At 70.3% G+C, this 19,780-nt stretch carries 16 protein-coding genes and 1 tRNA gene; 6 read left to right on the forward strand and 11 right to left on the reverse strand.

All coding sequences use genetic code 11. The annotated features are described in order from the left end of the window. Positions 1 to 3: 3 nt before the first annotated feature. The 8 genes from nadA to BLP73_RS00250 form a co-directional block, all read right to left on the reverse strand. Entirely contained in the window at positions 4 to 1,056 is a 1,053-nt protein-coding gene (nadA, locus tag BLP73_RS00215) for a quinolinate synthase NadA (protein ID WP_090739492.1), read from the reverse strand. A gap of 63 nt (positions 1,057 to 1,119) precedes the next feature. Continuing rightward, a complete protein-coding gene (opgC, locus tag BLP73_RS00220; RefSeq protein WP_090739494.1) occupies positions 1,120 to 2,271 on the reverse strand; it encodes an OpgC domain-containing protein in 1,152 nt (383 codons plus the stop codon). After that, on the reverse strand, positions 2,268 to 4,364 hold the full coding sequence (mdoH, locus tag BLP73_RS00225; RefSeq protein ID WP_090739496.1) for a glucans biosynthesis glucosyltransferase MdoH: 2,097 nt from the start codon (positions 4,362 to 4,364) through the stop codon (positions 2,268 to 2,270). The genes opgC and mdoH overlap by 4 nt, the downstream gene beginning before the upstream one ends. Beyond that, positions 4,361 to 5,944: an OpgD/OpgG family glucan biosynthesis protein gene (locus BLP73_RS00230; RefSeq protein WP_090739498.1), complete on the reverse strand. Its 1,584-nt coding sequence runs from the start codon at positions 5,942 to 5,944 to the stop codon at positions 4,361 to 4,363. Before BLP73_RS00230 ends, mdoH begins: the two co-directional genes overlap by 4 nt. A 127-nt stretch (positions 5,945 to 6,071) precedes the next feature. Continuing rightward, a complete protein-coding gene (gene ptsP, locus BLP73_RS00235) occupies positions 6,072 to 8,318 on the reverse strand; it encodes a phosphoenolpyruvate--protein phosphotransferase (protein WP_090739500.1) in 2,247 nt (748 codons plus the stop codon). 215 nt (positions 8,319 to 8,533) lie between these two features. Further along, positions 8,534 to 9,790: an aspartate kinase gene (locus tag BLP73_RS00240; RefSeq protein WP_090739503.1), complete on the reverse strand. Its 1,257-nt coding sequence runs from the start codon at positions 9,788 to 9,790 to the stop codon at positions 8,534 to 8,536. Positions 9,791 to 9,953: 163 nt separating this feature from the next. After that, positions 9,954 to 10,373, reverse strand: a complete 420-nt coding sequence (locus tag BLP73_RS00245; protein WP_090739505.1) for a DUF1178 family protein — start codon at positions 10,371 to 10,373, stop codon at positions 9,954 to 9,956. Positions 10,374 to 10,386: 13 nt separating this feature from the next. After that, complete coding sequence (locus BLP73_RS00250) at positions 10,387 to 11,610, reverse strand: 3-deoxy-D-manno-octulosonic acid transferase (protein ID WP_090739507.1); 1,224 nt, start codon at positions 11,608 to 11,610, stop codon at positions 10,387 to 10,389. Positions 11,611 to 11,751: 141 nt separating this feature from the next. On the opposite strand from BLP73_RS00250, the gene BLP73_RS00255 reads away from it, so the two are divergent. After that, on the forward strand, positions 11,752 to 12,021 hold the full coding sequence (locus BLP73_RS00255) for a DUF2188 domain-containing protein (protein WP_090739509.1): 270 nt from the start codon (positions 11,752 to 11,754) through the stop codon (positions 12,019 to 12,021). On the opposite strand, the gene BLP73_RS00260 is transcribed toward BLP73_RS00255, so the two are convergent. Both BLP73_RS00260 and BLP73_RS00265 read right to left on the reverse strand, forming a co-directional pair. Then, positions 12,018 to 12,635: a TetR/AcrR family transcriptional regulator gene (locus BLP73_RS00260; RefSeq protein ID WP_090739511.1), complete on the reverse strand. Its 618-nt coding sequence runs from the start codon at positions 12,633 to 12,635 to the stop codon at positions 12,018 to 12,020. The two genes, BLP73_RS00255 and BLP73_RS00260, sit on opposite strands and share 4 nt — an antisense overlap. Before the next feature lie 124 nt (positions 12,636 to 12,759). Then, a tRNA-Cys gene (locus tag BLP73_RS00265) sits at positions 12,760 to 12,833 on the reverse strand. 155 nt (positions 12,834 to 12,988) lie between these two features. Here BLP73_RS00265 and BLP73_RS00270 point away from each other — a divergent pair. From BLP73_RS00270 to BLP73_RS19865, 5 genes are all read left to right on the forward strand, one after another. Beyond that, positions 12,989 to 13,642 (forward strand): protein-L-isoaspartate O-methyltransferase family protein, encoded by a 654-nt coding sequence (locus BLP73_RS00270; RefSeq protein ID WP_090739514.1) that lies wholly within the window; start codon positions 12,989 to 12,991, stop codon positions 13,640 to 13,642. Then, on the forward strand, positions 13,639 to 15,021 hold the full coding sequence (locus BLP73_RS00275) for a TolC family outer membrane protein (protein ID WP_425415676.1): 1,383 nt from the start codon (positions 13,639 to 13,641) through the stop codon (positions 15,019 to 15,021). Before BLP73_RS00270 ends, BLP73_RS00275 begins: the two co-directional genes overlap by 4 nt. Before the next feature lie 26 nt (positions 15,022 to 15,047). Beyond that, entirely contained in the window at positions 15,048 to 17,225 is a 2,178-nt protein-coding gene (locus BLP73_RS00280; RefSeq protein WP_090739516.1) for a coiled-coil domain-containing protein, read from the forward strand. Between the two features lie 115 nt (positions 17,226 to 17,340). Continuing rightward, the gene (locus tag BLP73_RS18875; protein WP_175453177.1) at positions 17,341 to 17,736 is read left to right on the forward strand and encodes a transposase; all 396 of its coding nucleotides are present in this window, start codon (positions 17,341 to 17,343) and stop codon (positions 17,734 to 17,736) included. 26 nt (positions 17,737 to 17,762) lie between these two features. Then, complete coding sequence (locus BLP73_RS19865; RefSeq protein WP_175453178.1) at positions 17,763 to 17,921, forward strand: transposase; 159 nt, start codon at positions 17,763 to 17,765, stop codon at positions 17,919 to 17,921. 369 nt (positions 17,922 to 18,290) lie between these two features. Here BLP73_RS19865 and BLP73_RS00290 read toward each other — a convergent pair whose 3' ends face one another. Continuing rightward, a complete protein-coding gene (locus tag BLP73_RS00290) occupies positions 18,291 to 19,604 on the reverse strand; it encodes a DegT/DnrJ/EryC1/StrS family aminotransferase (RefSeq protein WP_090739520.1) in 1,314 nt (437 codons plus the stop codon). Between the last annotated feature and the right edge of the window lie 176 nt (positions 19,605 to 19,780).

Below are 19,780 nucleotides of genomic sequence, written 5' to 3' on the forward strand. Positions count from 1 at the left end.
GGATCAGGCCGCCAGCTTGCGCGAGAGGTCGATCATCCGCTCGACCGCCAGCCGCGCGGGCGCGGCGATGGCGGGGTCAACCTCGACCTGCCCGGTCATGGAGTGCAGCGACCAGAGCACCTTTTCCAGCGTGATCTTCTTCATGTAGGGGCACATGTTGCAGGGCCCGAGGAACTCGACCTCGGGATGCGCGTCCGCGATATTCGCGGCCATCGAGCATTCCGTGACCAGCATCGCCTTTTCCGGCCGCGTCCGGCCCACGAAGTCGATGATATGCGCGGTCGAACCGGCGAAATCGGCCTCGGCCACGACATCGGGCGGGCATTCGGGATGGGCGATGATCTGCAGCCCCGGATGCCAGTCGCGAAAGTCGCGCAGGTCCTGCGGGGTGAAGCGCTCGTGCACGATGCAGGCCCCGTCCCACCAGACGATGCGCTTCTGCGGCACCAGTTTGGCGACGTTCTGCGCCAGCCACTTGTCGGGCGTCATGATGACCGTGTCGCCGGGCATGGCCGCCACGATCTGCGCCGCGTTCGAGGAGGTGCAGCAGATGTCGGACGCCGCCTTCACCTCGGCGGTGGTGTTGACGTAGCTGACGACCTTCGCGCCGGGATAGCGCGCCCGCATCTGCGCGATCCCCTCGGCGGTGATGCTTTCGGCCAGCGAGCAGCCGGCCTCCATGTCGGGCATGAGGACGGTCTTGGCCGGGTTCAGGATCTTCGAGGTCTCGGCCATGAAATGCACGCCGCATTGCACGATCACCCCGGCCTCCACGCGGCTCGCCTCGATTGCCAGCTGCAGGCTGTCGCCCACCACGTCGGCGATGCCGTGATAGATGTCGGGCGTCATGTAGTTATGCGCCAACACGACGGCGCCGCGCTCGGCCTTGAGGCGGTTGATCGCGGCGACGTAGGGCGCGGCGATGGCCCAGTCCGGGAAGGGCACGGCGCGGCCCATGCGGGCGTGAAGATCCGCCATCTCCTCGGCCAGGGCGACCGAGGGCGCCAGATCGTAATGGGCGGCAAGCTCGGCCCGCAGGGCGGTCAGGTCCAGCACGTCGGCTCCTCCTCCGGTGCATGTGAGCGTCCGCTTAGCCGATGGCGCGGGCCGGAACAAGTTTCATGGCGTCGCGGTGCCGGCCGCGTCCACCGGCCGCCGCGCCTTGCGCGCGCGCCGCCACGGATCGCCATGTCGCAGCCACATGACCGAGAGCCACCACAGCGCGGCGCAGCACCACAGGTCCACGGCCAGCCGCGCCGCGACCGGCTGGTCGGGCGGGTTCATCTGCAGCGCGTCGCCGAGGACCGACAGCAGCACGCAGGCAGTGAAGGACCACAGCCCGCCGCGCCCGATCTGCTGCAGCCAGACCCCCGGCTTCGTCCGCGCCAGCCGGTCCATCGCCGGCGCCAGCGGAACCGCGACCAGCCAGGCCGCGGCCATGATGGCGAGGTAGCGCGTGCCGTCGAGGCTCCACTTGTCGATGCTGCCATAGACCAGCTTCAGCGCCTCGCGCAGGGGCAGGGCAGGCTCGCCGATGCGGGCGGCGATGACGATCGTGCAGCCGAAGGCGAACATCAGCACGGCGAGCAGCGTGACGGGGCGGCGCCAAGGCAGCAGCCGGGCCATCAGCTGCGCGCGGAAGAGGCCGAGGGCGACGCCGCTGTAGAACAGCATCTGCCAGCCGAAGGGGTTGAAGAGCAGCCCGCCCTGGTTGCGGTGGTTCGGGATCAGCGCGTTCAGCTGCGGGCCGAACCACCAGACGAGGACCGAGGTAGCCGCCACGGCAAACGGCCAGCGCAGCATCAGCGGCACGATCAGCGGCGCCAGCGCGATCAGGATGACGTAGACGGCCAGCACGTCCACGATGTTGGGCTGCAGCCACAGGCTTGCCACCGCGCCCGCATAGCCGAGCGGGTTGTCGATGACCCAGGCCGCGTACTGGTTCCAGATGGCCGTGTGCTTGAAGCCGAGCGCCAGAAGCGCCGCGGACAGCAGGGCCATCAGCAGCGCGGCCAGGATCATGGCGCGCCAGACCTCGAAGGCGCGGCGGGCGAAGCGGCGCTGCGCGATCCGCCGGCCCTCGCGCGCCTCGATGCCGCGCCAGACCAGGCCGACGAGAAAGCCCGAGAGCAGCACGAACAGCTCGGAGGCGTCGAAGATCGAGAAGTTGGGCAGCGTCGCCCCCCGCATGACCGAGATGGGCATGTGGTTGACCATGATGCTGACCAGCGCGTAGCCGCGCAGCATGTCCAGCCAGACGAGGCGGTTCATGCCGGCAGCGCGGCCCAGCTGGCCAGAAGCGCGGGGTCGGCGACCAGCGCGTCGGTCTCGGCGGCGTCCAGGTAGTCCAGCGCCTCGGCGCGGCTGGCGGCATGGGCGATCTTGGCGGCGGCGGTGACGCGCGAGAGGCGCAGCGCGACGGGCAGGTCCTGCGGCTCGGCGGGCAGGACCGAGACATGGCGCTGCATCAGCGCCGCATCATGGCCGAGCCGCAGCAGCCCCTCGCGCCCCGCGACGCCCGCGGGCAGGTGGCGGGCGATGGCGGCGGCCTCGGTCAGGATCGCGGGCGGCTCGCGCTCCTCGGGCGTGACCAGGAGGCCGCGCATCCGCGCCCACCGCCCGAAGAGCGGGCTGGCCGAGAGGCGCGTGGTCAGCGGGGCCAGGATCAGGCCGGCGAGGATCGGGGTCAGCCAGATCAGCTGTACGGGCGAGAAGCGCCACAGCACCAGAAGCGTCGCGACGCCCAGGGCGACATGCGACCAGTGGTGGCGCAGCACGGTGCTCCAGCCCGGCATGTGCCCGGCGCGGACCTGCGCGTTCCAGCCGCTGTCGCGGCCCTGCAGGATCTCGAGGATCTGGCGGGTCTGGACCAGCATCTGCACCGGCGCGATCAGGGCCGAGAGGACCGTCTCGAAGAGGGCGCTGGCGAAGATGCGCACGCGCCCGCCCGAATTCTTCGCCAGGGGGCGCCACCAGGCGCGGAAGGTCGCGATGAACTTCGGCAGCAGCAAGAGCCCCATCGCGGCGACGAAGAGCCACAGCATCCGGCGGCTGTCGAAGACCGGCCAGGCGGGGAAAAGCTGATAGGCGTTCGGGAAGTATTCCGGCGTCGACAGCAGCACCGTGGCCGAGAGCGCGAGGCCGACGAGGATCAGCGCCAGCCAGATCGGGCTCATCAGAAAGCCCATCACGCCGATCAGGAAATGCGCCCGGCTGATGCCGCGGATGCCGCGCATGGACAGCAGCCGCAGGTGCTGCAGGTTCCCCTGCGCCCACCGCCGCTCGCGCACGGCCATGTCCAGAAGGGTGGGCGGGCAGCCCTCGAAGCTGCCGCGCAGGTCATGGTCCAGCCGCACCTTCCAGCCGGCGCGGCAGAGCGCGGCGGCCTCGACGAAGTCGTGGCTGAGGATCGTGCCGCCGAAGGGCGGGCGCCCGGTCAGGCGCGGCAACCCGCAGGCGGCCGCGAAGGCGCGGGTGCGGATGATGGCGTTGTGGCCCCAGTAGTTGCCGGTATCCCCGGACCAGGCCGACACGCCGCGCGCGATCATCGGGCCGTAGACCCGGCCGGCGAACTGCGTCAGGCGCGCGAAGATCGTCTCGCCCCCGACCAGCATCGGCATGGTCTGGATCAGGCCCAGCTCGGGATCGGCCTCCATCCGCGCCGAGAGGGCGCGGATCGTGGCGCCCGACAGGATGCTGTCGGCGTCCAGCACCACGACCTGGTCGTAGCGCCCGCCCCACCGGCGCAGGAAATCGGCGATGTTGCCGGACTTGCGATCCTCGTTGGTCGTGCGGCGGCGATACCAGATGGGCAGCGGTGACATCTCGCGCGCGGCGGCGACGGCCAGCGTCTCGTTCACCGCGAAGGCGGCGTCGCGGCTGTCCGACAGCACGAAGATCTCGGCCCGCTCGGCCATCCCCTCGGCCGCCAGCTCGCGCGCCAGCGCGACCAGAAGGCCGAGGCTGGCGGCCGCGTCCTCGTGATAGACCGGCATCGCCACCGCGACCCGCGCGTGGCCGGGCGCCGCGGGCGTGGTCAGACGCGGCGCGAAGAGGCCGGCCAGCGTGGCGCAGAAGGAAAAGCCCACCCAGGCAAAGGTCGGCGCGAACAGGACGAGGAAGGCGATTTGAAGCGGCGTCGGCTCGCCGAAGGTCTCCAGCATCTGCCAGAAGCCGATGACGGCGATGGCGGCGGTCCCGCCGAAGGCGACAAGCCGTGCCAGCCAGACCCGCAGCGGGCTGAGGCGGCGGGCGGGGCCGCCGGCGGGCGGGGCGCGGAAATCCTGCACCGGCATCGGCAGCGGCGCCTCGGGCGGGACGGCCAGGGCGCCGGCGCCGGCGGGCAGAGGGGACAGGCTGTTCATGCGGTCCAGCGCGTCAGCCAGGTCTCGCTGAGCGCGGCGCCCTCATCGTCGGTCAGCACCGCCTGCAGCTCGGCCAAGGGCGCGCGCTCGGGGTCGAACTCGAAGGCGAGGCGCAGCACGTCCCGATCGACCAGGGGCTTCAGATAGGCATGCACGATCGTGCCGGCCGAGGTCGTCACGCGGAGCTGCGGCAGCGTCTCGCGGAACATCTCGAGGTCGAAGTCGATGATGTAGCTGCGCGTCGTCTCGACATTGATCGAGCGGCCCGAGCGGACCTGCCGGACGCGCGCCAGCGGCATCTCGGCCGGGGGCAGGGCGGCGAAGCTGAGCCGATAGGCGAAGTCGTGGCGCATGCCGCGCAGCATCGGCTCCTTCGGGACCCAGTAGCTGACGATGTTGTCGTTGAACTCGTTCTCGACCGGGATCTCCACCAGCCGCACCTCGCCCGCGCCCCATTCGCCCTCGGGCTCGATCCAGGCCGAGGGGCGCAGGTGATACATCGCCTCGGCGTCCTGGTAGGTGCCGAAGTCGCGGGCGCGCTGGATCAGGCCGAAGCCGCGCGGGTTCTCGTCCACGAAGGACGAGATCTGAAGCTGCCGCGGCGCCATCAGCCCGCGCCAGAGGGCCTGGCCCGCGCCCGTGTGCATCTGCAACCCGTCGCTGTCGTGGCAGGCGGGGCGGTAGTCGTCCACCGCGCGCCGGCTCGCGGGGCTGAACCAGAACATCGAGGTGAGCGGCGCGATGCCCGTCTCGCGCAGGTCGACGCGCGGGAACAGCGCCATGTAGGTGCGGACCATGGTCTGGGTGCCGGGGGTCACGTCGAACTGGAAGGCGCCGGCGACCGACTTGCTGTCGAGGATGGCGTAGATCCGCACGGCCTCCTCGCCCGCGGCGGGCTCGGCGATCCAGAAATCGGTGAAGAGCGGGAATTCCTCGCCGTCCGGGCTGCCGGTCTTGATCGCGAGGCCGCGGGCCGAGAGGCCGTAGAGCGTGCCGCGCGCCACGGCGCGGAAGTAGCTGGCGCCCTGGAAGACCAGGAACTCGTCCATCCGGTCGGGACGGTTCAGCCGGGTGCGGATGCGGAAGCCCGACCAGCCCATGTCGCCGACCGTCTGAAGGTCGGCGCCGTCCGGGAAATGCGAGGGATCGAATTCCAGCATCGAGGGATCGAAGCGCAGCGCCCGCGGCACGCCGGCCTCGAGGATGCTGATGTTGACCGGCTCGTAGTAGATCATGCCGGGCGACAGCAGGTCGATGCCGAAGCGGTCCGAGCCGGCCCAGGGGTCGCGGTCGCGGCGGAAGCGGATCGCCCGGTACTGGTCGTAGTTGAGGTTCGCGAAGCTGCCGACCAGTTCCGAGATCGGCTGCTGGTAGACGCGGCCGGCACGCTCGGCCGCCAGCGCGGCCACGTCCTCGAAGCCGAAGGGGCGCGGCAGGGCGGGGCCGATGAACTCGGGGGCGGCATTGGCCTGAACCGGGGCCGTGGCCTGAGCCGTGACCTGGGCCTCGGCCGGGCGGGCGACGAACGCCCCTCCGGCAGCCAGTGCCGTTGCGGCATTGAGGAATTGGCGACGCTTCATGTTCGGGATGTCTCGCAGGATCGGTGGTCTTATAGGTCCGCCGCCTAAGCACAACAAGCGGGCGCGGCGCAATGGCCGTTACGGAAGCATTTGCAGCGATTTTCTGCCCGCGCGCGCTGCAGTCCGCCTATTGCCGCGCCAGCCAGGCGGTGACGGGGCCGCGGATGCTGGAGAGGCCGCTCTCCTGCGCCTCGTCGATGACGGCGCGCAGTTCGGTCAGGTCCACGCGGCGGATGAGGTGCTTGACCGGCCCGATCGAGGCCGGGCGCATCGACAGCCGCCTGAAGCCGAGCGCGGCGAAGGTCAGCGCCTCGATCGGCCGGCCCGCATCCTCGCCGCAGAAGGACAGGGGCACGCGCGCCTCGTCGCAGCGGGCGATGATCTGGCGCAGCAGCGCCAGGAACGAGGTGCTAAGCGTGTCATAGCGGCGGCGCACGCGCTCGTTCTCGCGGTCGGCGGCGAAGAAGAACTGCTTGAGGTCGTTGCCGCCGACCGAGATGAAGTCGCACATCTCGAAGAATTTCTTCGGCGCATAGGCGAGCGACGGCGTCTCGAGCATGGCGCCCACGCGGATGTCGCTCGGCATCTCGTGGCCGAGCCGCTGCTCGCGCGCCATCTCCTGCATCAGGATGCGGTAGGCGGCCTCGTATTCGGTGATGTCGGCGACGAAGGGGAACATGACGTGCAGCGGCCGCCCGACGGAGGCGCGGATCAGCGCCTGCACCTGCATCCGAAGGATGCCGCGCTTGTCGAGGCCGACCCGGATCGCCCGCCAGCCCATCGCGGGGTTCGGCTCGTCCTGCGGCTTCATGTAAGGCAGCACCTTGTCCGAGCCGATGTCCAGCGTGCGGAAATGCACGGGCTTGCCCTGCGCGTTGTCCAGCACCCGGCGGTAGAGCCCCGCCAGTTCGGCCCGGCGGGGGACGTGGTTGCGGATGAGGAACTGCAATTCGGTGCGGAAAAGGCCGACCCCCTCGGCCCCCGACCCTTCCAGCGAGGGCAGGTCGGCCATCAGCCCGGCGTTCATGTAGAGCTGGATGGTCGTGCCGCAGGTTCCGGTCGCGGGCAGGTCGCGCAGCCCGGCATAGCGGTCCTGCGCGGCGGCCTGCATCGCGATCTTGTCGAGGAACGCCTTGAGGACGCTTTCCTCGGGGCGCAGGTGCACGACGCCCTGATCACCGTCGACCAGGATCTGATCGCCGTTCAGCGCCTCGGTCGTGATGCGGCTTGCATGGATCACCAGCGGGATGGCCAGGGCACGGGCGACGATGGCGGCGTGGCTGCCGACCGAGCCTTCCTCCAGCACCACGCCCTTGAGGCGGCGGCCGTATTCCAGAAGCTCGGCCGGGCCGATGTTGCGCGCGACGAGGATCGGGTCCGACGGCATCTCGGCCCCGGTGTCGCTGCCCTGGCCGGTCAGGATGCGCAGCAGGCGGTTCGACAGGTCGTCGAGATCGTGCAGGCGGTCGCGCAGGTAGGGATCGGCCGCCATCTCCAGCCGGGCGCGGGCGGTGGACTGCTCCTTTTCGACCGCGGCCTCGGCTGACAGGCCCAGCAGGATGTCCTCTTCCATGCGCCGCAGCCAGCTGCGCGAATGGGCGAACATCCGGTAGGCTTCCAGCACCGCGGCATGCTCGCCCTCACCGCCCATGTCGGCGGCGGCGACCATCTTGTCCACCGTGCTCCGCAGCCGCTCGACGCCCTCGTTGAGGCGCAGCAGCTCCTTCTCGGGGTCGTCGCCCACGGGATTGGCGACGACGACCCGCGGCTCGTGCAGCCAGACATGGCCTGCGGCCGCGCCCTCCTGCCCGGTGGCGCCGCGGAACATCTGCGGGAAGCGGTGCGCCTGCGGCATGCTGTCGGACTGGCCGCCCTGGAAGGCGCCGAGCTCGGTCATCTCGGCCAGCACCATCGCGACGACCTCGAGCCCGTAGACCTCGTCCTCGCTGAACTGCCGGGCGGCGACGCATTGCACGACCAGGACGCCAAGCCGCTCGCCCACGCGCTGGATCGGCACGCCGAGGAAGCTGGAATAGACCTCCTCGCCGGTCTCGGGCATGAAGCGGAAGCCTGGCTCGGAGGGGGCGTTGGCAGTGTTGACGTTGCGCCCGGTCCGGGCGACGCGGCCGACGAGCCCCTCGCCGAGGCGCATCCGCGTCTGGTGGACGGCCTCGGCGCGCAGGCCCTCGGTGGCGCACAGCTCCAGCGTCTGCGGGTCGCGGAAGAGGTAGATCGAGCAGACCTCGGTGCCCATCGACTGCGCGATGTGCCGGGTGATCCGGTCAAGCCGGTCCTGCCCGCCGCCCGGCGCGCCCAAAATCTCCTTGAGGCGCCGCAGCAGCTTGCGCGAGTCGCTTTCGGTGCGGTCGGGCATCGGGTCCTGATCTGGCGGGTCGTTCGGGTGCGTCTTCTGCCGTTGTATCGAAGCCGTGCTCATGCGCAAGCCATGTGCGGCAGGGGCGTCGGGGCAACGGCAGTGCGGCGCGCGGAAAAGCGGCGATCGGGCATTAAGAAAGACTGCTTCGAAAACGGGTCGGCCGGCAGAAATTGCCGGGGGTGCGGCGGCCGGGCCGGCCGCCGCGGGGTCGGTCAGGCCTTCTCCAGCTCGAAGGCGTCGTGCAGCGCCTGGACGGCCAGTTCCATGTACTTGCGGTCGATCAGCACCGAGATCTTGATCTCGGAGGTCGAGATGACCTTGATGTTGACGTTCTCGTCGGCCAGCGCCTTGAACATCCGCGCGGCGACCCCGGCATGGCTGCGCATGCCGATGCCGACGACGCTGACCTTGGCGACCTCGGTGTCGACGACCAGCTCGTCATAGGCGATCCCGCCGGCGGCCTTGGCCTCCTCCATCGCCCGTTTCGCGCGCTCGACCTGGTTGATCGGCACCGAGAAGGTCATGTCGGTCACCGAGCCGGGGTGATCGTCGTAATCCTTTTCCGAGATGTTCTGCACGATCATGTCCACGTTCACCCCGGCCTCGGCCAGGGGCGCGAAGATGGCGGCCGAGATGCCGGGGCGGTCCTCGACCGTCACGAGCGTGATCTTGGCCTCGTCGCGCGACGAGGCGATGCCGTTGACGACTTTCGATTCCATGATTTCATCCTCATCGCAGATCAGCGTGCCGGAATTCTCGTCGGTGTCCTCGAAGGAGGACAGCACCCGAAGCCGTACCTTGTAGCGCATCGCCAGCTCGACCGAGCGGGTCTGCAGGACCTTGGCACCAAGCGAGGCCAGCTCCAGCATCTCCTCGAAGGCGATCTTGTCCAGCTTGCGCGCCCGCGAGGTGATGCGCGGGTCGGTCGTGTAGACCCCGTCCACATCGGTGTAGATGTCGCAGCGCTCGGCCCCGAAGGCGGCGGCGAAGGCGACGGCGGTGGTGTCGGACCCGCCGCGGCCGAGCGTCGTCACCCGCCCCTCGGGCGAAAGGCCCTGGAAGCCCGCGACGACCGCGACCTTGAAGCCCTCGGCGAATTTCTGGTCAAGGTTCTTGCGGGGAATGTCCACGAAGCGGGCGGCGGAATAGGCGGCGGTGGTGTTGATCGGCACCTGCCAGCCCTGCCAGCTGCGCGCCGGCACGCCCATCTCCTGCAGGGTCAGGGCCATCAGGCCGGCGGTGACGTTCTCGCCCGAGCTGACGACGGCGTCGTATTCGCGCGCATCGAACAGGGGCGAGGTCTGCTCGACCCATCCCACCAGCTCGTTCGTCTTGCCCGACATGGCGCTGACGATGACGATGACGTCATAGCCACGCTCGACCTCGCGCTGCACCTTGCGGGCGGCGTTTCTGATCCGGTCCAGATCGGCCACGGAGGTGCCGCCGAATTTCATCACCAGAAGCGGCATCAAGGGCCTCCAGCCAAGGGTTATGTTCGGCGGGCTTGTAGGGGCGGGCCGGATGATCCGCAAGGGGTTGCGAGGCCGGCGACGGCGGGCGGACGGCCCCCGGCAACCGGTCCAGCCCGCCCGTCAGCCCGCCAGCCCGCCAGCCCGCCAGCCTGCCCGCCCGTCAGTTCGCGCGGCGGCGCGGCAGGAAGGGCAGGGGGGCGACGGGGATGCCGTCCTCCAGCAGCTTGCGGGCCTCCTCGGGGCGCGCCTCGCCGTGGATCGCGCGGGCGGGGCGCTCGCCCTCGTGGATCGCGCGCGCCTCCTCGGCAAAGCTCAGGCCGACATAGTCCGAGGTCTCCTCGACATGCCGGCGCAGACGTTCCAGCGCCGCCTCCTGCGGGTTGCGCGGCTCGGCCAGGGGCCGGGGCGCGGGCGTGTCGGCCGCGACGGCCGGCGCCATCAGCGCCTTCTCGACCTCGGCGCTGCCGCAGGCGGCGCAGGTCACCTGACCGGCCGTCCTCATGGCCGAGAACGCCTCGGACGAGCGGAACCAGCCGTCGAAGTCATGCCCCTTCTCGCAGCGCAAGGCGTAGCGGATCATCTGGTCGCTCCTGTCACATGCCTTTCATATCGGCATCCGGCCCGAGGCTGGCAAGATCGGCGATGCGGCCGATCAGCGCTGCCGGATCGCCCGCGCGCGCGCTCAGAAGCGCCCGCGCGGCCTCTCCCATCCGGCGCGCCAGGGCGGGATCGTCCAGAAGGCGCGCGATCGCCGTGGCCAGATCCTCCGGCCCCACCGCCAGCGCGGCGTTCCGGTCGTGAAGCGCCTCGAAGCTTTCGGTAAAGTTCGACACGTTCGGGCCGTGCAGCAGCGCGCAGGCCATGCCCGCGGGCTCCCACGGGGTATGGCCGCCATGATCGGCCAGCGAGCCGCCGATGAGGCAGATCCCGGCCGCGGCATACCACCGCGCCATCTCGCCGAGGGTGTCGGCCAGCAGGACCCCCCCGTCCGGCGCCTCGGCCCAGCTGTCGCTGCGGCGGAGCATCGGCAGCCCGCGCGCGGCGATCAGCGCCGCGACGGCGTCCGCGCGGGCTGGATGGCGCGGGGCGAGGATCAGCCGCAGGCCCGGGCGCTGCCGGCGCAGCTGCGCGAAGGCATCGAGGATAAGCTCGTCCTCGCCGGGGTGGGTCGAGGCGGCGAGGATGGTCCCGTCGCGGGCCGCGCTGGCCGGCGGCGGCACGAGCCGGGCGGGCTGGAGCAGCTTCAGGTCCAGCCGCGGCATCAGCGCCCGCGCCGGCAGGCCCAAGGCCAGCAGCCGCGCCTCGCTGGCCTGGTCCTGCGCCGAAAGCGCGGCGATGCGCCCCAGCATCGGGCGGATGATCCGCGGCAGCCGCCCCCAGGTCGCCGCCGAGCGTTCCGACATCCGCGCCCCGATCATCGCATGGGCGATCCCGCGCTGGCCCAGATAGCGCGAGCGCAGCGGCCAGAACTCGCTCTCGACGGTGACCAGCACGCGCGGATGCGCCGCCGCGAGGAAACGGTCCAGCGCACCGGGAAGGTCCAGCGGCGCCAGCCGGGCCGGCAGGCCCCAGCCCCGCGCCATGTCGCGCCCCGTCTCGCTGTTGGCGGTGACGAGGATCGAGGCCCTTTCGGCCAGCGCCTCGATCACCGGCCGGGCCGAAGTCAGCTCGCCCACCGAGGCGCCGTGCACCCAGATCGCGGCCGACGCCGGCGCGTCGCCCGCGACCAGCCGCTCGCGCAGCGCCGCCGAGCCGCCAAGCGCCGCGCGCAGGCGCAGGGCCGCCTCCGCGACTCGGGTCGTTGCCTGGTAGATCATCCGCAGCCCCCTCTTCTGCGCAGCCGCACCGGAATGATCCGCGCCGGATCGATTTGCAAGCCGCCTCGCGATGGCCGCCCTTGGAACCGCAAGGGGGGCGGCCGCCTTGGCTTGGCGGACACATTGCAAGGCAGGACCAAGATGACCAGGATCGTTTACGAGATCGTCGCCCATGACGGGGGCTGGGCCTACAAGCTGGACGACGTCTTCTCCGAGACCTACGCGACAAAGGAGGAGGCGACCGCCGCCGCCCATGACGCCGCCGCGCGCCAGGAGATCCCCGGCCCGTCCGAGGCGATCCAGTACCAGGACGAGGACGGCAACTGGCACGAGGAGCAGTCCTCGGGCCTCGACCGCCCCGAGGTCGAGGTGCGCGATGCCGACAGCTCCGCCGGGGGCGGCCAGGGCTAGGCGCCGACCCGCAGGAACTGCTGGATGAACACGTGCAGGTTGTGACGGGCCGCCTCGCGGTCCGTCATGCCGGGATTCCAGCGCGCCAGGTCGCCCATCAGCATCTTGCTGACCACGCCATAGGCGTAGGTATGGGCGAGGGAGATGAAGGTCTGCAGGTCGCCCCCGGCCGAGACGAGGCCCAGCTCGCGCCCGCGCTGCAGGATCTTCAGCATCAGCTCGTGGATCGACTGCTCGTAGCGCAGCAACTGGGCGTTCGCCTCGAAGATCGAGGCGGGCATCTGGCCGATGACGCGGAACTCGCGCGGGTAGCGGACGCCCCATTCGACATAGGCGTCGGCGAGGGCCGTGAATTGGGCGACCGGGTCGTCGGGATCGACGCGCGTGATCACCTCGATGAAGGTGTGGTGCAACAGCAGCATCGCGTTCTCGGCCATCGCGGCCAGCAGGGCGCATTCGTCGGGAAAGACGCGGCGGAGCTGATCCAGCGGCACGGCGATCTCGCGCGCCACGTCGCGCAGGGGCGGCGCGGCGCCGGTCGCGGCCATCATCCCCGTCACGCCGTCGATGGCGCGGGTGTAGATGTTGATGCCAGGCCGAAGGGTTGCGGTCATCGCGCGTACCGGAGTCATCACGTTCTGCAACCTTGAGGATAGCAGCCCGCCGCCCGCCCGCGAGCGGGAACAGAGTTGATATTTGTTTATCTGACGCGCCGCGGCCCAAGGCCCTGCGTGATGCTGGAGGCGGGTACCGGAATCGAACCGGTCTTCACGGATTTGCAATCCGGTGCGTAACCTCTCCGCCAACCCGCCGCCAAGAGTGGGGACGACATAGCGGATGGCGAAGGGCGGCGCAAGTCTCGCCGGCGCGCCGTCCGAAGGGGGCGTGGCGCCGACCTGCGGCGTTGCCGAGGCAGGGGAAACATGGCAATACGGCCGGGACAAGGCTCGAGCAGAGGTTCCCTAACATGACCGATTTCGCCGCCCGGCGCACGATGATGGTCGATACCCAGGTCCGCCCCAGCGACGTGACGAAATTGCCGGTGATCGAGGCGATGCTCGCCGTCCCGCGCGAGGAGTTTGTCCCCGCTGCGCTGCGCCAGGTGGCCTATTCGGGCGAGAACCTCGACATCGGTCACGGCCGCACCCTGCTGGAGCCGCGGACGCTGGCCAAGCTGCTGGACATGCTGGACATCCAGCCGAGCGAGCTGGTTCTCGACCTGGGCTGCGGGCTGGGCTATTCGGCCGCGGTGATCGCGCGCATGGCCGAAGCGGTCGTCGCCATCGAGAGCGAGGCCGATCTTGCCGCCGAGGCGGAACGGCGCCTCTCCGAGGGGGGCATCTTCAACGCCGCCGTCCTGACCGCACCGCTGACCGAGGGCGCCCCGAAGCAGGGGCCCTACGACGTGATCCTGATCGAGGGCGCCGTGCAGGAGGTCCCCGAGGCGATCCTGGCGCAGCTGCGCGACGGCGGCCGGATCGGCGCGGTCTTCATCGAGGGCGCGCTCGGCGTCGCCCGCATCGGGCACCGCATCAACGGCCGCACCAGCTGGCGCTACGCCTTCAACGCCACGGCGCCGGTGCTGGACGCCTTCGCCCGCGCGCCCGGGTTCTCGCTGTGAGCGCGCTGCGCCGGCTGGCGCTCGCAGCCGCGGCGGGCCTTAGTCTCGCGCTTCCGGTGCAGGCCGAATCGCTGGCCGACACGTTGGTCGCCGCCTACCGCCACTCCGCGCTGATCGAGCAGAACCGCGCCGTCCTGCGCGCCGCGGACGAGGACGTGGCCATCGCCCTGTCGCGGCTGCGCCCGGTGGTAAATTGGGCCGCAAGCCACACGGTGCAGCGCCCGGAGGGCTCCCCCACCCTCAGGAACAGCTCGGTCTCGCTGACGGCATCACTGACGCTCTACGACTTCGGACGTTCGCAGCTGGAGATCGACGGCGCCAAGGAGCTGGTGCTGGCCACGCGCCAGGCGCTCGTCTCGATCGAGCAGGACGTGCTGCTGAACGCGACGCAGGCCTTCTTCAACGTGCGCGAGGCGACCCAGCAGGTCTCGCTGCAGCAGAACTCGGTCGACGTGCTCGGCCGCGAGCGTCAGGCGGCGCAGGACCGCTTCGACGTGGGCGAGATCACGGTGACCGATGTCGCGCTGGCCGACGCGCAGCTTGCGGCGACCCAAGCCAGCCTTGCGGCCGCGCAGGGCCAGCTCGAGATCGCGCGCGAGGCCTTTGTCCTGGCGACCGGCCGCCGCCCGGGCGCCCTGGCCGCGCCGCCGCCGCTGCCGCAGCTGCCGCCCTCGGCCGACGAGGCTCGCGCCATCGCGCAGCGCAACCACCCGGCCATCCTGCAATCGCAGCGCCAGGCCGCCGCCGCCGAGATCAGGGTCGCCGCCGCCGCCGCCGAACGCAGCCCGAACCTGACGGCGAATGCCGGGGTCGGCGTCACGCGCAGCCCGAACACGCTTGGCGACTATAGCACGCGCAACTCCTCGCAGATCGGGATCGAGCTGAACCAGACGCTGTATTCTGGTGGCCGTCTGTCCGCGACGCATCGCAGCGCCATGGCGCAGCGCGACCAGGCGCGGTCCGGCCTTCTGCAGACCTCGCGGCAGGTGGCGCTGGCCGTGGGCGAGGCCTGGGCGAACATCGATGTCGCGCGCGCGCAGATCCGCGCCATCGACCAGCAGATCTCGGCCGCCCAGCAGGCCTATGACGGCGTGCGCGAGGAAGCGCAGCTGGGCGCGCGCACGACGCTGGACGTGCTGGATGCGGAACAGTCGCTGCTCGAGGCGCGGGCCAACCGGATCACGGCCGAGTCCAACCTCCAGTTAGCACATTATCAACTCTTGGCTGCTATGGGTCTCTTGACGGTAGAAAACCTGAACCTGGGGATCCCGACCTATGACCCGACGCAGTATTACAACGCGGTGCGAAATGCGCCGTCCACCAGTCAGCAGGGCGAAAGCCTGGATCGCGTCCTGCGCGCCATCGGTCGGGGGAACTGACGCCTCCCGCCTGTCCGGGGGCCGTCATGTCTGACCCGCGCCCCCATTTCCTGCGTCCAACCCCGGCCGCCGCCGATCCCGAAGCGGCCGAGGGTTTCGGCAACGTCCTGCACAACATCCGCCGCCTGATCGCCGAGGATGATGCCCTCTCCGCCGCCCGCGATCGCCTGCAGGCCCTGCGCGACCGCGTCGCGCAGGAAGACGGCGCCGAGTTTCTCGCCCGCCGCCACGGCGGCAACCCGGCGCTGGCCCGCCAGCTGGCCGGCGTCGACCGCGCCGCACCCCCGGCCAGCCCGACCGAACCTCCTGCCGCCGACGACGGCTGGCCGCTCGGCACGCTGGCCAACGCGCCGGACGCGCCGCGCCCTGTCGCGGACAAGCCGGTCCGCCCGCAGAACGATCTTGCCCGCCGCATGGGCAGCCTCTTCGACGAGATCGACGAGGACGAGATCATCGGCACCGCCCCCCTCAAGCTCGCGCCCGAGGCGCGGCTCGTGCCGCCCGCACCTGCCGCCACGGCCCTGCCGGCTCATGACGAGGCCTCGACGCGCGAGCTCCTCGACCTGCTGATCGAGCAGCAGGTCCAGTCCCGGCTCGAGCCGCTGGTCCAGCGCGAATTGGGCGGCGAGGCGCTCGACCGTCACCGCGCCCGCCTCCACGAGGGGCTCGAGGAGCGGGTGACCGGCATCGTCTCGGCGACGGTGCCGCGGCAGGTCCAGTACGAGACCGAGACCTTGGCCGAGCGGCTCGAATCGCATATCGACAAATCCGCCGCTGCCCTGCGCGGCACCCTGCCGGGCCTCGTGCAGCACGAGGGGCAGGAACTGCGCGGGCGGCTCCTGTCCGAGCTGGGCCACAGCCTGACCGAGCGGCTGGACGACGAACTGGCGCGGCTTGACGCCCGCGCCTCGGCCCTGCGCGACGAGCTGCGCGCCGAACTGCGCACCCAGGTCGAGGGCGAGGTCGCGACCCGCATCGATCTGTCGCTGCCGGGGCGGCTCGATCAGGGGCTCGCGGATCTCCGCGACCAGATCAACGCGCGGCTCGAGCAGACGCTGCCCGCGCAGTTGGCCGCGGGGATGGAGGTCGCCACCTCCGAGCTCGGCAAGCAGGTCGAGCAGATGGTCCCTCAGGCTATCGCGGCCAGCTTGCCCGCGCCGCTGGACGCGGGGCTTCGCGGTCTGCAGGTCCAGCTGTCGGATGAGCTGCGCGAGCTGGTTCCCGCGGCCGTGGCCTCCGCGCTGCCGCCCCAGATGGAAACCGGGCTGTCGCTCATGCAGGACGCCCTGGAGCAGCAGGTCCAGATCGCCGTGCCGACCGCCATCGAGGCGACGCTGCCGCTGCAGATGGCCGAGGTTCGCGCGGGGCTGCAGCTCGAACTGCAGCAGCTGGTGCCCGCGGCGGTGAATGCGTCGCTGCCCGCGCCGCTCGCCGTGGCGGCCGAGGCTGCCCGCGACGCCCTGCAGGCCAGCCTGCGGCAGGACCTCGCCGCCGGCTGCGCCGAGATACGGACCGAGGTCCACCAGCTGATCGGCGACGGCATCGAACAGGCGCTGCCGGACCTTCTGCTGCCGCGCATCGACGGGCTGCAGGCGCAGCTCCAGTCGGAGCTTGATGCAGGTCTTCAGACCGCGCTCGCCGCGAAGATGGAGATCGAGAGCGTGCAGCTGCGCCGCAGCGTTGCGGCCGAGCTGGACCAGCGCCTCGATCAGGGCATCGACGCGGCGCTGTCGGGTCCCGTCGCGACCCGGCTCGAGGCCATGGCCGCGGCCATCGAGGCGCGGCTCGCCCAGGATGCCGAGGCGAAGCTGGCGCGCGGCTTCGACAGCATCCTGCCCGCCCGGATCGAGACCTCGCTGGCCGAGCTGCGCGAGCCGCTGCGCCAGCAGCTTCTGGCCGAGGCGCTGCCCGAGGCGCGGGCAGCCGCCCATGCCGAGCTGGCAATCGCCGTCCAGTCCGAGCTTCAGGGCCAGATCGGCAGCCGCATCCGCGACGAGCTGCGGGGCGATCTTGCAGGCATGATCCGCGACGAGCTGCGCGCCAGCCTGCGCGCGACGGTCGATCAGGGCATGCAGGCCGAGCTGCAGGAGATGATCCGGGCCGAGCTGCTGGGCGAGCTTGGCGAGCGCTTCTCGCGCAACCTCCGCGTGGTCATCCGCCGCGAGGTCGCCTCGGCCATCGACGCGCAGATCGACCGTATCTGACCTGGCGAGGGACAGCGAATGACGAACGGCCGGCGCAAGCCGGCCTTTCTGCGATCTTGGCATGCCGCTGAGGAGGGCAGCGTCGGACAAGCTTGGACCGATGAGAATCTTCTTGGTGGCTGGCATCATCGCCATCGGCGACAACCCGGACGAGCGGCGCGAGATTCTAGGTCTCGATATCGGCACATCCGAATGCCCAACTAACCTGAACGGACATCACGCCCTAGCTGACGCTGGGCGGCCTGCGGGGCGTGAAGCTTTTCATCAACGACTTTCACGAAGACATTGGGCTGCGGCCTTGAAGGTGCTCAGCGCTTCCTGGCAGCGGTGCCGTGTCCGCGTCCAACGCAACGTCCTCAACTATCTCGGCAAGAGCAGGCGGCGTGTCGTCTCAGCCTTCATCGCAATCACCCTCGCGCAAGACACGGCCGAGGCTGCCAGCACCACAGGGCGCGCCGTCGCCGACCAGATCTGGCCCGAGGGTGCCGAAGCTGACCAGCCTCATGGATGACGCCTAGTACGACGTGCCTGGCTTGCATGTCCTTCGCGAAGAAGCATCAAGCCATGCTGCGCGCGACCAACCCGATTGGGCAGGTGAGCGGCGAAATCAAGCGGCACACCGGCGTCGTCGGCATCTTTGTAGGAGACGCAGCCGTCATCCGCCTCGTCGGCACCGCTTCTCGAACAGGGAGATGAATGGGCTGTCCGGCGAGCATGCGACAGACGCTGGAGAACAGCGTGCCGGGGGCAAAAATCCCGTCATCAGCATGCCTGCCGTAGCATCCTGATCAAACAGGCCATCGCCGAGGATCACCGCGACCTTCAGCGCCAGCTACACCACCCCGTCGAGCAGCATCAGGCGGAGCCGAGCCTATGACGCCGCCATGCTTCCGCCGTAGCCACTCCGGCCTCCTGCTGCTTGATCATGCCGACGCTCGGCTCTTCGGGCTTCCGCAGCCTTTATGGAGCCATCCTGCCACCCCATTCGTGAAGCGGCTTTTCCTCTTGGCGTCTGCTCCTTCCATTGTGAAGCTGCGGTGCAGCGGCAGGTAGACAGAATGGCGCTTATCGACCAGTCTCCCGGCCAAGCGCGTCATGGCAGGCCGCGATCACGCGATCAACGTCCTCGTCCGTCATCTTGCTGTAGATCGGCAGGCTGACGAGAGCCTCATAAGCGGCGGTGCTGACGGGGAAGCCTTCGGGCGCCAGGTGGCAGCTGTCGCGCCAGTAGGGGTGCAGGTGCAGCGGCATGTAGTGGACGCTGGTGCCGATGCCAGCGGCGGCCAGGCTGTCCACCAGCGCGTCTCGGCTGAGCCCGGCCCCCTCGGTGAGGCGGACGGGAAAGAGGTGCCAGGAATGCAGATCGCCCGCCCGTGCGCGCAAAGGCAGGCGCAGCGGCAGGTCCGCGAGCCGCGCGAGATAGGCCTCGGCGATCTGCTGGCGGCGGCGGTGCATCTCGTTCAGGCGGCGCAACTGGTGCAGGCCGATGGCGGCGGCCATGTCGGTCAGGTTGTACTTGAAGCCCGGCGCGATGACCTCGTAGTACCAGTTCCCGCCCGTGCGGTAGCGGTCGAAGACGTCCCGGTTGATCCCGTGCAGGCGCATGACCTTCGCCCGCTTGGCGACCTCGGCGTTGCGGGTGACCAGCATCCCGCCCTCGCCGGTGGCGAGCGTCTTGGTCACGTAGAAGCTGAAGACCGTCGCGTCGCTCCCGAGCGCGCCGATCCGGGTGCCGTTGAAGGTGGTCGGCAGGGCATGCGCCGCGTCCTCGATGACGCGCAGGTCGTGGCGCCGGGCGATCTTCAGGATCGCGGCCATGTCGCAGGCGAGTCCCGCGTAATGGACCGGGATGATGGCGCGGGTGCGCGGCGTCACCGCTGCCTCGATCTTCGAGACGTCGATGTTCAGGCTTCCAGGCTCGACATCGACGAAGACGGGATCTGCGCCGACGTAGCGAACGACCTCGGCGGTGGCGGTGAAGGTGTGGACGGGGACGATCACCTCGTCGCCGGGACCGATGCCGAACGCCTCGACCGCCAGGTGCAGCCCGGCGGTGGCCGAATTGACCGAGATGCACGCCACGTCTCCGCCGAGATGGGTGGCGAAGTCGGCCTCGAACTGGGCGCAGCGCGGGCCGGTGCCCAGCCAGCCTGAGCGCAGGCAGCTGACGACCTCGGCGATCTCGTCCTCGCCGATGTCGGGCCGGGCGAAAGGAAGAGGGGCCGGATGCGAGCCGGGATCGAGCGCGCGCGTGCAATGCCCCGGAACGTCGCCGTCCGAGGCGTCGATGCCGCCGGGGAAACTGGTCTTGCGCAGGGTCCTGGTCCTTCGATCTGCAAGGGGTCGACCATTATCGCCAATCCGCACGCGCTTGCCCATGCGGGAAATGCACCCTGCCGCGCTCGTGGCGGCAGGGCGCTCATGCGCTGCAGGTCTTGTTTGGTGCGCCTGCCGAAGTGACCGAGCGTCGGACGCGTCCGGCACCAGATCATGCCCCGGCGGCCCCGCAACAGGTGCGTTTGAAGGTGGCGCGCCGCGAAGCTGTCGCGGCGCGC

This window comes from Paracoccus tibetensis (assembly GCF_900102505.1).
GTDB classification, from domain to species: domain Bacteria; phylum Pseudomonadota; class Alphaproteobacteria; order Rhodobacterales; family Rhodobacteraceae; genus Paracoccus; species Paracoccus tibetensis.